The following is a 14,169-nucleotide window of genomic DNA, read 5'->3' as shown; positions in this document are numbered from 1 at the left end:
ATGGCGTAATTGCTCGCCCAAGCTTGCGAGCGCGCCATGACCGCACCGGACGGTTTCTGGTCGACTGACGATGCCGCCCCAGGCATGGGGCTGAGCTATTGGATCGAGGCGATCTGCGAAGCCTTTCTCGAAATGAAGGCGGACGGCGATCGCGAAAACTTCGCAGCGCAACTGACCAAGTTCCAGTTCGGCCCGATCGATCTGAACTTCGTCGACACCGACCCGCAGGAAGTCTGGCGCAGCCGCGCTGCAATCGCGCGCAGCCGCGAGAATTTCTTCTACCTTCTATACATGCACGGCGGTCACATGGGCGTCGCGCAAGGCGGCCGCGAAGCGATTATCGCCCCCGGCAATTGCATGCTGGTCAACAGCCGCGAGCCGTACCGTTTTTCGCTGCCCGACAAGAACCACTGCCTGTCGGTGCAGATCCCGCAACGCTGGCTGCGGACCTGGCTGCCGCAAGCGGACGACGCGACCGTGATCACGCTTGCCGATCACTCGCCATGGGGTGCGACGCTTGCGAGCGCGCTCGGCAATCTGCGACCCGATGCGCTCGACCGGATTGTGCTGCCGTTCGGCGTCGTCGCCGACCAGATCGGCGCTATGCTGGCCCTCGCCACCGGCCATCAAGACGTGGACCTTTCCCCGCATGGCGGCGCACTCATTCGCCGGCTGACCCGCACAATCGCGGAGCAAAGCGCCGACCCCGCGCTCGAGCCGGCCGCGGTTGCCGCCGCGCACGGAATTTCAAAACGCTATCTGCATCTGGTGCTGGCAAAGGGCGGCACGAGCTTCGGCGCGGCGCTGATCGAGGCCCGGCTGAACCGCGCGAAGGCGCTGCTGGAAGACCGGCGCTTTGCGCGGATTTCGATTTCGGACATCGCCTGGCGCAGCGGCTTCGCGAACCCCAGTCATTTTGCGCGGCGTTTCCGGCAGCGCTTCGGGATCGCCCCCACCCTGTTCCGCAAGACATTGCACGGCTAGGCGCAAGACACTGCACGGACAGTCGCGCGGCTTTTGCGCCCTCGTGCATCGTTCCGCAATGACAAGCAGAGGGGGAACACCATGGGTTACACCTTCGTCCTCGTCCACGGCTCCTGGCACGATAACCGGCCCTGGCAGCCCGTGATCAAGCGCCTCGAAGAGACCGGTCACAAAGCCTACGCGCCGACCGTGGCCGGGCACGCGCCCAACGATCGCAAGGACGTAACGCATGCCGATTGCGTGAAATCGTTGGTCGATTTCATCAAGGAGAAGGATATCCGCGACTTCGTTCTGGTCGGGCATTCCTTCGGCGGCACGGTAATCCAGCCGGTCGCCGAGCAGGTCGCCGATCGCGTTCGCCGGCTGGTATTCTGGAATGCCTTCGTGCTGCTCGACGGCCAGAGTCTCGAAGACAATGTCCCGCCGCATTACAAGCAATTGTTCGACGCGGTGGCGCAGCCCGACGGCGGGGTGATGCTGCCCTACCCGATCTGGCGCGACGCCTTCATCAACGATGCCGACGACGCGCTCTCCCGCAAGGCCTATGAGATGCTGTCGCCGACACCGCATCGCAGCCACACTGACAAGGTGCCGTTGAAGACCTTCTATTCGCTGCAGATCCCGAAGAGCTATCTCAACTGCACCGAGGACATCGCGCTGCCGCCGGGCGAATGGGGCTGGCATCCGCGCATGTCATCGCGGCTTGGCCTCTACCGCCTGGTGCAGATGCCCGGCAGCCACGAGGCGATCTTCACAAATCCGCAATTGCTTGCCGACAAGTTCGTGGAAGCGGGCCGGGATTGACTTCGACTGACGCATGCGGCCCAAACTAGGACCGCATGATCGCCGAGAATGACATCAGCGCACTCACCGTCTGGCTTGCGGAAGCCGGGCTGAACGGCGTCGCCGAAGACGCTTTGGTGGCCGGCTTTTGCGAACGGGCCGGCGCCATCGGCCTGCCGGTCAATCGCTGTCTGGTGCTGATCGACACATTGCACCCGGTCTACGAAGGCCGGCTGTTCCGCTGGGGGCACGATCCGTCACAGCCGGGTGTCGTCGAATATGGCCGCACCGCCTTGCCGGACGGTCTCGTGCTCGGGGCTGAAGAGGAACGGGCGGCGGCGAGCTGGCGGGCCAGCCCGTTCTTCCACATGCTGCAGACCGGCGAGACGCTGATGCGGCTGACCGAGGCGCATACCGCGTGGTTTCCGGTCATGCAGGACTATATCGACGCGGGAATGAAAGGCGGCGCGGCCATCGTCAACCGGTTTGCCGCCGAAGGCGTGATCGGCGAAATGGACGCGGTCTATTCGAGCTGGATGACCCGGCGTCCCGGCGGCTTTTCGGAAGACCATCTTGCGGCGCTCGCCCGCCTCGTTCCGTCGCTCGCGCTGGCGGTGAAAACCCTCGCGCTGACCCGCATGACCGGCACGCTTATGGAAACCTATCTCGGCCGCGATGCTGCGCGCCACGTGCTCTCAGGCCGCATCATCCGCGGCGTCGCCGATCGCATCGACGCCGCGATCTGGTTCAGCGATCTCCGCGGCTTCACGCGGGTGACCGATTCCGCGCCCGAGCAGGTGATCCCGCTGCTCAACGATTATGCCGAGGTCGCGGTGTCGGCGATCCATGCTCATGGCGGCGACGTGCTCAAACTGATCGGCGACGGCATCCTCGCGATTTTCACTGCTGCGGATCGCGCCCATGCCTGCGGTGCGGCGCTCAGTGCCGCTGCCGACGCGCGGCGCGAGGTGGCCCTGCTGAATGCCCGACGCGCTCACGGCTTGCTGCCGGTCACCGATATGTATCTCGGCCTGCATGTCGGCGAAGTCTATTACGGCAATATCGGATCGCTCGACCGGCTCGACTTTACCGTGGTTGGACCGGCGGTGAACGAAGCCAGCCGCATCGCCACCATGTGCCGGTCAGTGGAGCAGCCGGTGCTGGTGTCGCAAGCCTTCGCCGCCGTCGACGGCATGCGCGGCCGGCTGGTGTCGGTCGGGCGCTACGCGCTTCGCGGGGTCGAGCGCCCTCAGGAATTGTTCACGCTGGAGCCGGGCGGCGGCATCCAATAGCGCAGCCTCAATACAGCGGCGTGCCGGGCACGAAGGCGTCGAACGCCGCCCAGAATTGTGCGCGGTAGCGATCGGTCTCCATCATCATCTCGTGCCGCGAGCCGGCAATGATGAGATGCGAGCCCGCCCGCAGCCGTCCGGCAAATTGCTCGATGGCCGGCGTCGAGACGGTCACGTCACGGCCCGCCGCGATCATCATGATCGGCTGGCGGATTTTTCCGGGATAATTGACGTTCTCGAACTCCTTCATCATCGCGAACGCTGCCGACGCCCAGGCATTGGTCGGCGAGCCAAGGCCGAGCGCGGGCTCCGCCTCCAGCACAGCAGCGGCGCGAGCATGACGCACCGGATCGGATGTCAGCACGTTGCCGAGGAACGGTTGCGACGCCACCACTATCGGACTGCCGCCCGGGACGTAAGACGTGCCCATGCCGATGCCGTTCAGCAGCGACACCGCCGGCTTGGCGAAGGGCGTCAGCAATTGTGGCCCGAGGCTGATCAACGGCGCGCACAGAACCATGCGGTCGAACCATTGATAGCCGCGATAGGCGATGCGGGTCAGGATCGACGCGCCCATCGAATGGCCGATCGCGTAATAAGGCGGCGGGCAATCCGGCAGCACGATCTCACGCATGAAGGCTTCGAGATCGGTCTCGTATTCGCGGAAGCTCTCGACATAGCCCTTTTTCGGATCGCGCAAGGTGCGCTGCGACATCCCCTGCCCGCGCCAGTCCATGGTCGCGACCGCAAAGCCGCGCGACCGCAATTCGCGGGCGGTCTCGAAATACTTTTCGATGAATTCCGCGCGCCCCTGAAAGATGCAGACAGTGCCCTTGCGTCCCGCCGGAGGCGCCCAGCGCGCGAACCGCAGATCGATGCGATCCGGCGTCTTCAGCGTACCGGAGACGACATCCTCAGGCACCGGATTGGCGGGAATCGAAATGAGTTTCATGAGGGAACATGCGCACGAGCCGGCGACGCGGGCAAAGATTCGCCGGACAGAATCATGCGCCACTCCTTGGGGGCGGCGGGTGCGGCGTTATAGCAGGGGCCGGGCCAGTCTCAATTGGCCTGCGCGAACAACTGGGGGCAAATCCAGACAACTTTATAAGCCGTTGATTTTTCTCAAATTCGCCACCCCTTGACGAAAAAACGCAGCTTCCTAGATCAAGGGTGCGCCGGCCATAAGGCGGCGCAATACCTTAAGGGTCCGGCCCATTCGGGAGGATCCGATTGCACATGTCGCTTCAAGGAGGACATACCATGCGTCACTTCGATCTTACCCCCTTCTATCGTTCGACCGTCGGTTTCGACCGGCTGTTCAACCTCCTCGACCAGACCAGCGCGGAAAGCGCCCCCGGTTACCCGCCTTATAATATCGAGCGGACCGGCGAGAACGATTACCGCGTCAGCGTCGCGGTCGCGGGCTTTGCAGAGTCCGAGCTCAATATCGAGCTGAAGGAAAATACCCTCACCATCAAGGGCGAGAAGCAGGCCAAGACGGAAGAGAAATCCGGCGAGGTCCTGTATCAGGGCATTGCTGCACGCGCCTTCGAGCGGGTCTTCCAGCTTGCCGATTTCGTACAGGTGAAGGGCGCCGCGCTCGAGAACGGTCTCCTGCACGTCGACCTCGTCCGCGTCATTCCGGAGGCCAAGAAGCCGCGCCAGATTCCGATCAATGGCAAGTCCGGCGACAAGGCCATCGAAGGCCAGGTCGAGACCCGGGTCGCCGCCTGATCGGCTGCGTTCTGACGTCGAAGAAGAAGTGGCGCCCCGGGCAACCGGGGCGCTTTACTTCATGTGAGCATCGCTTGAGCGTCAGTCCAGGCTCCGTGAACGCTAGTCCAGACGCATCCAGTCAACGGAGCGACAGATCACGCCGCTCAACACGCAGCCGCGCGATGTGAGGCGTTTTCCGATCACCTTCAGCTTCGTCGAAATCGTCAATTTTCGCTGCGGATCGTAGGCGGAGCCGGCCCAGCCGTCGCCTTGTTGTGTGACCGCGAAGATCAGCTTCTCACCAACCTTCTCGCCGCTTCCTGAATCCTTCACCCAAGTGTTTGTGGCACACAGGGACTCGCCACAGGCGGCAATCCGGATGCGGACATTGCCGTCCCCGCGTTGCCAATCTCCAAGCAGGGTATTGGCGAAAGCGCAGCTTGGTAGAGCCGCGATTGCGCCTGCCATTATGAGTGGTTTCAACCTGATCATGTCGCCCCCGTCATGCCGAAACGCGCCAGCTACGGCCGACCTACGTTCGCGGTTTCAAGCCGTATTAAAATGCTGGCGGCATGCGGTCGCGTTCTCGGGCTGCACGACGAATTGGTCACAGCAGCAGCAGCAGCAAACAACGCGCCGCAGGTTCGTGTGTTGGCGCACGCACCTGCGGTTCGCAGTTTAGAACCGGATCGCCTCGCCCGGCTTGTCCGCGGGCTTCGCTGCGTCCTTCGGCTTGCTGAGATCGATGACACGGATCTCACGCTCTGCCGTTTGCGGTTTCTTTGCCGCCTCGGGCTTGGTTGCAGCTGCAGGCGCCGCGCGCGTTTGCTTGACCGCAGGCTTTGCGGCTTCAGGCTTTGTGGCTTCGAGCTTTGCGCCTTCAGTTTTGGCACCCTCGGTCTTGGCGCCGTCGGCTTTGCCGGCATCGCGCTTCAGCGCATCCGGGCTCACCTCGGCCTTGGCTTCAGCCTGGCCGGGCTTCTGCGCCGCCGCAGGTTTGGCGTCAGCAGGCTTGGCGTCGGCAGGCTTAGCGTCAGCCGGTGCGGCAGAGGCCGGCTGTGTAACCGATGCAGCCGGCTGGGTGCCGGGGTCGTTGGCCCGCGCCAGCGCCGGACGCGGTCGCGGCACCGGTGTGGCGTCATTCGGCGCAGCATCCCTGCGCACCGCCGGAGCACGACGCGCGACATTGCCGGTCACCGACGGCTCTCGCACCGGCGCAACCTCGCGTGACGGCGCGCGTGGCGACAGCGAACCCTGTTGCCGGTCGTTGTCGAAGAATTCGTCGTCATCAGGGAACGGTCCACCCGGCGGAAGCGCCCGGCCGTCCATCGGATCGTAAGGTGCTTGGCCACCATAGCCGGGCGGCGGAGGCGGACCGAAGCGCCCGCGTCCGAGCGGACGCACCGCCAGCACCTGCCCGTCGCGTGCATCGAGCACAACGTTGACCTCGCGGCCGTAACCGTCGACGGCCGCAATCACATAGCGACCGCGCCTCCAGGCCGGACGTCCGACCGGACGGAGCCCCATCGACGCAACGATGGTCGACACTTCGTAGGCCGGCAGCAGATCGGCCGCCACCGGTTGCGCCTTTGACGGCGTCGCAGCCATCGCAACCGCGAACGCTGCAATGATGAGTGTGTGTTTCAAGTCGCCCCTCCCAGGGAGGCAAGATCAATCCCCGTCAGCGAAGGTGCTGCGTGATTGGGGCGACGCTACGGCGGAATTTCAACCGCTTTGCACCAGGCTCGCGAATTTTTCGATTTCGCTTTCCACAGTCGCGAACGATGTGACCAGCCGCACCAGCATCTGATCGGGCGCAATCGCAACGTCATCGCCGGCGAGCGTCTTCGGACGCACATAATAGGCGGCGCCGGCCGCCTTCAGTTTCGCGTCCAGCGCCTGAGGCAGCAGCGCGAACACGATATTGGCGTCGACCGGCCACACAATGGGAACGCCGCAAGCGCGCAGGCCGTCCGCCAGCCGGTCGGCCATGGCATTGGCGTGCCGCGCGAGTGCGAGCCAATAGCCGTCGTTCAGATAACCCTCGAATTGCGCCACAAGGAAGCGGTGTTTCGACAGCAGATGCCCGGCGCGCTTTCGCCGCTCCGGCATGAAGTCCGCCTGCTCGCGATCGAAGAACACCACCGCCTCGGCGGCCATGGCGCCGCCCTTGGTGGCGCCGAACGAGAGCACATCCACACCGGCTTTCCAGGTGGCTTCCGCCGGCGTCACATTCATGCGCGCGAGCGCATTGGCGAAACGCGCGCCGTCCATATGCACCGCAAGTCCATGCGCATGCGCGACCTCGCTCAGCGCCGCGACCTCGTCGACGCGATAAACCGTACCGGCCTCGGTTGCCTGGGTGATCGAGAGCGCCGACGCGTTGACCTGATGCGGCACATGGCCGGAATAGCGCGCGATCGCGGCCGCTACCGTGTCGCGGGTGAGCTTGCAGCCGGCGCCGCGAAGGCCGATCAGCTTCAGCCCGCCGCCGAAGAATTCCGGCGCGCCGCATTCGTCCGACATGATGTGCGCCTGCTCGTGGCACAGCACCCCGCCCCACGGCGGCGTCACATGCGCCAGTGACAAGGCATTCGCCGCGGTGCCGGTCGGCACCAGGAACACGGCGGCGTCGCATTCGAACAACTCGCCGATCCGCTTCTCGACATCCCGGGTCAGCGCGTCGTTGCCATAGCCGAGCGCGAAACCGTCATTGGCGCGCAGCAGCGCATCCATGATGCCGGGCGCCGCCGCCGCGGTATTGTCGCTGGCAAAATTCACCAGAAAATCCCCGTTTGCTGCCGCGGCCCGGCGGGCCGGTCGCCGACCGATAGCAGAGACCGGGCAAAATTGGCTCACCCGCCCCCCAGAATCTACTTGTTACGGGGCGCGTCGGCGGAAAGAATAAAGTTGGAAGAATGCCAGGGTCGCTTGGCCCACCTCTTGTCGGCTGGGCGAAAATTTGGCAAAGATGCGATAGGACAGCATTGCTGTCCCACTTCAGGAAGTCGAGGCGGCGGGTTGTGCGAGCCACCCTGCCGACCGGGGGTGCGCGGTGCGGCTCGGCATCGAGGCACCGACTTCGAAGCAGTCCGCAAGGGCGTGCCGATGGGCAGGTCCGGGCTGCCGCTCCGAGCAGGAAATTTTCGCCGAACGCAGTGGCCGGGATACCGGCGCGGCGAAGGCGGCAGGTACGCCGAGGAATGCTTCAAGGGACGGCATCGATATGAGCTGGAAGATCGATCGGGGAGAGCAGCAAAAGCGGACCGCCTTGCGCGCGTCCGATTTTGCCGATTCCGCCGATCCCGGGCTGCCAGCCGCGACCGGTCTTTACGACCCGGCACTCGACAAGGATTCCTGCGGTGTCGGCTTCATCGCCGATATCAAGGGCCGCAAGTCGCACAAGATCGTCGAGGATGCGCTCACCATCCTGGTCAATCTCGAGCATCGCGGCGCCGTCGGCGCCGACCCGCGCGCCGGCGACGGCGCCGGCATCCTGGTGCAAATCCCGCATGCCTTTTTCGCCCGCAAGGCGAAGGAATTAGGCTTCACCCTGCCCGCGCCCGGCCATTACGCGGTCGGCTTTCTGTTCCTGCCGCGCGACCAGGAATGGCGCGATCAGATCCGCAAGACCTACGAAGAGGTCGCGGCGCAGGAAGGCCTGAAAATCCTGGGCTGGCGCGAGGTCCCGACCGACAATTCGACGCTCGGTGAATCGGTCAAGCCGACCGAACCCGTGCACATGCAGGTGTTCATCGAGCGCCCCGCGCACATCAAGACCGAGCAGGATTTCGAGCGCCGTCTGTACATCCTGCGCAAGGCAATCTCGAACGCGATCTACCAGCGCCGCGAGCGCCGCCTCTCCGGCTATTATCCGGTGTCGCTGTCTTGCCGCACCATCATCTACAAGGGCATGTTCCTCGCGGACCAGCTCGGCGCCTATTATCCTGACCTCCACGAGCCCGATTTCGACAGCGCGCTGGCGCTGGTGCATCAGCGGTTCTCGACCAACACCTTCCCGGCCTGGTCGCTCGCCCATCCGTATCGCTTCATCGCGCATAACGGCGAAATCAACACGCTGCGCGGCAACGTCAACTGGATGGCGGCGCGGCAGGCGTCGGTCTCCTCGCCGCTGTTCGGCGACGACATCAACAAGCTCTGGCCGATCTCCTATGAGGGACAGTCCGACACCGCCTGTTTCGACAACGCGCTCGAATTCCTGGTGATGGGCGGTTATCCGATGTCCCACGCCATGATGATGATGATTCCGGAGGCTTGGGCCGGCAATCCGCTCATGGACGAAGAGCGCCGTGCGTTCTACGAATACAATGCCGCGCTGATGGAGCCGTGGGACGGCCCCGCCGCCATGGTTTTCACCGACGGCACCCAGATCGGCGCCACGCTCGACCGCAACGGCTTGCGCCCGGCGCGCTATTACCTGACCCGCGACGACCGCATCATCATGGCGTCCGAGATGGGCGTGCTGACGATTCCGGAAAAGGACATCGTCAAGAAATGGCGTCTGCAGCCCGGCAAGATGCTGCTGGTCGACCTGCAGGAAGGCCGCCTGATCCCCGACGAGGAACTGAAGGCGCAGATCGCCAAGTCGCATCCCTACAAGGAGTGGCTGCACGCGACCCAGATCGTGCTCGAAGAGCTGCCCGAATCCAACGGCAAGTCGGCGTTGTCGAACCTGTCGCTGCTCGATCGGCAGCAGGCTTTCGGCTACACCCAGGAAGACATCAAGATCCTGCTCGCCCCGATGGGTTCGACCGGCGAGGAAGCGATCGGCTCGATGGGGAACGACACGCCGATTTCGGCGATGTCGGACAAGTCGAAGCTGCTCTACACCTATTTCAAGCAGAATTTCGCGCAGGTCACGAACCCGCCGATCGATCCGATCCGCGAAGAGATCGTGATGAGCCTGGTGTCGATCATCGGGCCGCGGCCGAACCTGTTCGACATCGAAGGCACCTCGACCACCAAGCGCCTCGAGACCCGGCAGCCGATCCTGACCGACAAGGACCTGGAAAAGATCCGCTCGATCGGCGACATCGAGGACAATCACTTCCAGTCCTGCACGCTCGATACGACCTTCCCGGCCGAACAGGGCGCGGCCGGACTCGAGCCGGCGCTGAAGCAGTTGAAGGCTGACGCCGAGAAGGCGGTGCGCGCCGGCATCAACATCATCATCCTGTCGGATCGCAAGGTCAGCGCCGAGCGCGTGCCGATTCCGGCGCTGCTGGCCTGCGCCGCCGTGCATCATCACCTGATCCGCGAGGGGCTGCGCACCTCGGTCGGCCTGGTGGTTGAATCCGGCGAGCCGCGCGAAGTGCATCACTTCGCCTGTCTCGCAGGCTACGGCGCCGAAGCGATCAACCCCTATCTCGCGTTCGAGACCCTGATCGCGATGAAGGACGCGATGCCGCAGAAGCTCGACGACAAGGAAGTCGTCAAGCGCTACATCAAGTCGGTCGGCAAGGGCATCATGAAGGTGATGTCCAAGATGGGCATCTCGACCTACCAGTCCTATTGCGGCGCGCAGATCTTCGATGCAATTGGCCTGAGCAGCGAATTCGTTGCGACCTATTTCACCGGAACGCATACGCGCATCGAAGGCGTCGGCCTTGCCGAGGTCGCCGAGGAAACCGTGCGGCGGCATCGCGACGCCTTCGGCGATGCGCCGGTCTATCGCGATGCGCTCGATGTCGGCGGCGAATATGCCTATCGCGTGCGCGGTGAGGATCACGTCTGGACCGCGCAGACGGTCGCGAACCTGCAGCATGCGGTGCGCGGCAATTCCTATGAGCAATATCGCGCCTTCGCGCGGACCCTGAACGAGCAGACTGAGAAGCTGCTCACCATCCGTGGATTGTTCCGGATCAAGAGCGCGGAAGAAGACGGCCGCAAGCCCGTGCCGCTCGAGGACGTCGAGCCGGCCAAGGACATCGTCAAGCGCTTCGCCACCGGCGCCATGTCGTTCGGTTCGATTTCGCGCGAGGCGCATACCACGCTCGCGATCGCGATGAACCGGATCGGCGGCAAGTCCAATACCGGCGAAGGCGGCGAGGAAGCCGACCGTTTCAGGCCGATGCCGAATGGCGATTCGATGCGCTCGGCGATCAAGCAGGTCGCCTCGGGCCGCTTCGGCGTCACCGCCGAATATCTCGTCAATTCCGACGTGATGCAGATCAAGATGGCGCAGGGCGCAAAGCCCGGCGAAGGCGGACAATTGCCGGGCCACAAGGTCGACCAGGTGATCGCCAAGGTGCGCCACTCGACGCCCGGCGTCGGGCTGATCTCACCGCCGCCGCATCACGACATCTATTCGATCGAAGACCTCGCGCAGCTCATCTACGACCTGAAGAACGTCAATCCGGCGGGCGACGTGTCGGTGAAGCTCGTGTCCGAGGTCGGCGTCGGTACGGTCGCGGCGGGCGTGTCCAAGGCGCGCTCCGACCATGTGACCATCGCCGGCTATGAGGGCGGCACCGGCGCCTCCCCCCTCACCTCGATCAAGCATGCCGGCTCGCCGTGGGAAATCGGCCTTGCCGAAACGCACCAGACGCTGGTTGCCAACCGCTTGCGCGGCCGCATCACCGTGCAGGTCGATGGCGGCATCCGCACCGGCCGCGACGTCGTGATCGGCGCGCTGCTCGGTGCTGACGAGATCGGCTTTGCCACCGCGCCGTTGATCGCGGCCGGCTGCATCATGATGCGCAAGTGTCACCTCAACACCTGCCCGGTCGGCGTCGCGACCCAGGACCCGGTGCTGCGCAAGCGGTTCACCGGCCAGCCTGAGCATGTGATCAACTACTTCTTCTTCGTTGCTGAGGAAGTACGCGAGATCATGGCCGAGATGGGCTTCCGCACCTTCGACGAGATGATCGGTCAGTTGCAGATGCTCGACCGGCGCGCGGTGGTCGAACACTGGAAGGCCAAGGGGCTCGACTTCTCCAAGATGTTCACCAAGCCGGTCGCACCGGAAGGCGTCGCGATCTTCAATTGCGAAAAGCAGGATCACAAGATCAGCGACATTCTCGACCGCAGGCTGATCGCGCAGGCGCGGCCCGCCCTCGATGGCGGTGCGCCGGTAAAGATCAACACTGAAATCCGCAACATCGACCGGTCAGCCGGCGCGATGCTGTCGGGCGAAGTCGCCAAGCGCTACGGCCATGAAGGGTTGCCCGACGACACCATCCATGTGTCGCTGACCGGGACCTCCGGCCAGAGCTTCGGCGCGTGGCTCGCCAAGGGCGTTACCTTCGACCTGCAGGGTGAAGGCAACGACTATGTCGGCAAGGGCCTGTCCGGTGGCAAGATCATCGTCCGGCCGGCCGCGGATTCCGGCATCGTGCCGGAGGAGTCGATCATCGTCGGCAACACCGTGCTGTATGGCGCGATTTTCGGCGAATGCTACTTCCGCGGCGTTGCCGGCGAGCGCTTCGCCGTGCGCAATTCCGGTGCGGTCGCAGTCGTCGAAGGCGCGGGCGACCATTGCTGCGAATACATGACCGGCGGCATCGTCATCGTGCTCGGCCCGACCGGCCGCAATTTCGCAGCCGGCATGTCGGGCGGCATCGCCTACGTGCTCGACGAGAGCGGCGATTTCGAAAAGCTCTGCAACATGGCGATGGTGGACCTCGAACCCGTGCCAGCGGAAGAATCCATCAACGAGCGCTTTTATCATTCGAAACACGACCTCGAGACCGCCGGCCGCGTCGAGATCCTGACCGACATGACGCGGCACGATGCCGAACGCCTGCGCTATTATATCGGCCAGCATGCGAAGCTGACCGGATCGACGCGGGCAAAGGCCATCCTCGACGACTGGAAGACTTATTGCGGAAAATTCCGCAAGGTGATGCCGCTCGAATATCGCCGCGCGCTGAAGGAAATTCAGGCCGCGCAAGCGCTCGAGGCTGCGGAGTGAGGCCTGTCATCAATGGGTAAGATTACGGGCTTCCTCGAGATCGAACGCGAGGATCGCGATTACGCTCCGGTCGAGGAGCGTATCAGGAATTATCGCGAATTCGTGCTGCTGCTTCCTGAAAACGAGACGCGCGACCAGGCCGCGCGCTGCATGGATTGCGGCATCCCCTATTGTCACAACGGCTGCCCGGTCAACAACCAGATCCCGGACTGGAACGACCTCGTCTATCGCGGCAACTGGGAAGAGGCCGCGCGCAACCTGCTGTCGACCAACAATTTTCCGGAAGTCACCGGCCGCGTGTGTCCGGCGCCGTGCGAAGCGTCCTGCACGCTCAATATTGAGGACGTTCCGGTCAACATCAAAACCATCGAATGCGCGATCGCCGACAAGGCGACGATCGAGAACGGCTGGATCAAGCCGGAGCCGGCCGCGCACAAGACGGGCAAGAAGGTCGCCGTGATCGGCTCAGGCCCCGCTGGCATGGCCTGCGCGCAGCAGCTCGCACGCGCCGGCCACGACGTGCATGTCTACGAGAAATTTGCCAAGGCCGGCGGCCTGATGCGCTACGGCATTCCCGACTTCAAGATGGAGAAGGGCGTCGTCGACCTGCGCGTCAATCAGATGGAAGCCGAAGGCGTCACCTTCCATTACGGCGTGCATGTCGGCGTCAACATGCCGGCCGACAAGCTGCTCGCCGATTATGACGCCGTCGCGCTCACCGGTGGCGCCGAGCATCCGCGCGACCTGCCGATCCCCGGCCGCGACTTCGACGGCATCCATTTCGCGATGGATTTCCTGCCGCAGCAGAACCGGAGAGTCTCCGGCGAGCCGCTGAACGGCGTGAAGGAGATCCTGGCCGGCGGCAAGCATGTCGTGGTGATCGGTGGCGGCGATACCGGCTCCGATTGCATCGGCACCTCGATCCGCCAGGGCGCGCTGTCGGTGACAAATTTCGAAATCATGCCGATGCCGCCGGTGCGCGAGAACAAGGCGCTGACCTGGCCGGACTGGCCCTACAAACTGCGCACCTCGTCGAGCCATGAGGAAGGCGCCGAACGCGAATTCTCGGTGCTGACGCAAGCCTTCGAAGGCGAGAACGGCAAGGTGACCGCGATCCGCTGCGTTCGCGCCGACGACAAGATCAAGCCGATCCCCGGCACCGAATTCACCGTAAAGGCCGATCTGGTGCTGCTCGCGATGGGCTTTGTGCATCCGGTGAAGGACGGCATGCTGGCCTCGCTCGGTGTGGCGCTCGATCCGCGCGGCAACGCCAAGGCCAATACCGAGGATTACAAGACCTCGATCGCCAAGGTGTTCGCGGCCGGCGACATGCGCCGCGGCCAGTCGCTGGTGGTCTGGGCGATCCGCGAGGGGCGCCAATGCGCGCACGCGATCGACAAGTTCCTGATGGGAACGACGACGCTGCCGCGATAAGGGCAGCGGCGTCGGGGTACGATC

At 64.1% G+C, this 14,169-nt stretch carries 10 protein-coding genes; 6 read left to right on the top strand and 4 right to left on the bottom strand.

The genetic code is table 11. The annotated features are described in order from the left end of the window. The first annotated feature begins 36 nt into the window (after window positions 1-36). From AC5I5I_RS22595 to AC5I5I_RS22585, 3 genes are all read left to right on the top strand, one after another. Window positions 37-984, top strand: coding sequence for a helix-turn-helix domain-containing protein (locus AC5I5I_RS22595; RefSeq protein ID WP_495976826.1), 948 nt, complete (start codon window positions 37-39; stop codon window positions 982-984). Window positions 985-1,065: 81 nt separating this feature from the next. Continuing rightward, entirely contained in the window at window positions 1,066-1,788 is a 723-nt protein-coding gene (locus tag AC5I5I_RS22590) for an alpha/beta fold hydrolase (protein WP_495976825.1), read from the top strand. Between the two features lie 35 nt (window positions 1,789-1,823). Next, complete coding sequence (locus tag AC5I5I_RS22585) at window positions 1,824-3,059, top strand: adenylate/guanylate cyclase domain-containing protein (RefSeq protein WP_495976823.1); 1,236 nt, start codon at window positions 1,824-1,826, stop codon at window positions 3,057-3,059. Between the two features lie 7 nt (window positions 3,060-3,066). Here AC5I5I_RS22585 and AC5I5I_RS22580 read toward each other — a convergent pair whose 3' ends face one another. Then, window positions 3,067-4,011, bottom strand: coding sequence for an alpha/beta hydrolase (locus AC5I5I_RS22580; RefSeq protein WP_495976821.1), 945 nt, complete (start codon window positions 4,009-4,011; stop codon window positions 3,067-3,069). A gap of 311 nt (window positions 4,012-4,322) precedes the next feature. On the opposite strand from AC5I5I_RS22580, the gene AC5I5I_RS22575 reads away from it, so the two are divergent. Further along, window positions 4,323-4,796 (top strand): Hsp20 family protein, encoded by a 474-nt coding sequence (locus AC5I5I_RS22575; protein ID WP_495976819.1) that lies wholly within the window; start codon window positions 4,323-4,325, stop codon window positions 4,794-4,796. 102 nt (window positions 4,797-4,898) lie between these two features. Here the strand turns inward: AC5I5I_RS22575 and AC5I5I_RS22570 are convergent, their stop codons facing one another. The 3 genes from AC5I5I_RS22570 to AC5I5I_RS22560 form a co-directional block, all read right to left on the bottom strand. Next, window positions 4,899-5,270 (bottom strand): DUF2147 domain-containing protein, encoded by a 372-nt coding sequence (locus tag AC5I5I_RS22570; RefSeq protein ID WP_495976817.1) that lies wholly within the window; start codon window positions 5,268-5,270, stop codon window positions 4,899-4,901. 186 nt (window positions 5,271-5,456) lie between these two features. Next, a complete protein-coding gene (locus tag AC5I5I_RS22565; RefSeq protein WP_495976815.1) occupies window positions 5,457-6,425 on the bottom strand; it encodes a hypothetical protein in 969 nt (322 codons plus the stop codon). 78 nt (window positions 6,426-6,503) lie between these two features. After that, window positions 6,504-7,559 carry a threonine aldolase family protein gene (locus AC5I5I_RS22560; protein WP_495976813.1) on the bottom strand — a complete coding sequence of 352 codons (1,056 nt, stop codon included), beginning with the start codon at window positions 7,557-7,559 and terminating at the stop codon, window positions 6,504-6,506. Between the two features lie 445 nt (window positions 7,560-8,004). Here AC5I5I_RS22560 and gltB point away from each other — a divergent pair, with 445 nt between their 5' ends. Further along, window positions 8,005-12,711, top strand: a complete 4,707-nt coding sequence (gene gltB, locus AC5I5I_RS22555) for a glutamate synthase large subunit (protein ID WP_495976811.1) — start codon at window positions 8,005-8,007, stop codon at window positions 12,709-12,711. A gap of 12 nt (window positions 12,712-12,723) precedes the next feature. After that, on the top strand, window positions 12,724-14,145 hold the full coding sequence (locus AC5I5I_RS22550; RefSeq protein ID WP_495976809.1) for a glutamate synthase subunit beta: 1,422 nt from the start codon (window positions 12,724-12,726) through the stop codon (window positions 14,143-14,145). Window positions 14,146-14,169: the final 24 nt, after the last annotated feature.

It is taken from the genome of Pseudorhodoplanes sp. (assembly GCF_059499825.1).
The sequence above is the reverse complement of the archived record's forward strand: the minus strand, read 5'-3'. Positions and strand labels throughout refer to the sequence as shown.

Bases quoted from the DNA above. Each gene is read 5' to 3' on its own strand.
- gltB (WP_495976811.1), top strand. From the start codon at position 8,005: ATGAGCTGGAAGATCGATCGGGGAGAGCAGCAAAAGCGGACCGCCTTG.
- AC5I5I_RS22570 (WP_495976817.1), bottom strand. From the start codon at position 5,270: ATGATCAGGTTGAAACCACTCATAATGGCAGGCGCAATCGCGGCTCTA.
- AC5I5I_RS22585 (WP_495976823.1), top strand. From the start codon at position 1,824: ATGATCGCCGAGAATGACATCAGCGCACTCACCGTCTGGCTTGCGGAA.
- AC5I5I_RS22590 (WP_495976825.1), top strand. From the start codon at position 1,066: ATGGGTTACACCTTCGTCCTCGTCCACGGCTCCTGGCACGATAACCGG.
- AC5I5I_RS22575 (WP_495976819.1), top strand. From the start codon at position 4,323: ATGCGTCACTTCGATCTTACCCCCTTCTATCGTTCGACCGTCGGTTTC.
- AC5I5I_RS22580 (WP_495976821.1), bottom strand. From the start codon at position 4,011: ATGAAACTCATTTCGATTCCCGCCAATCCGGTGCCTGAGGATGTCGTC.
- AC5I5I_RS22550 (WP_495976809.1), top strand. From the start codon at position 12,724: ATGGGTAAGATTACGGGCTTCCTCGAGATCGAACGCGAGGATCGCGAT.
- AC5I5I_RS22595 (WP_495976826.1), top strand. From the start codon at position 37: ATGACCGCACCGGACGGTTTCTGGTCGACTGACGATGCCGCCCCAGGC.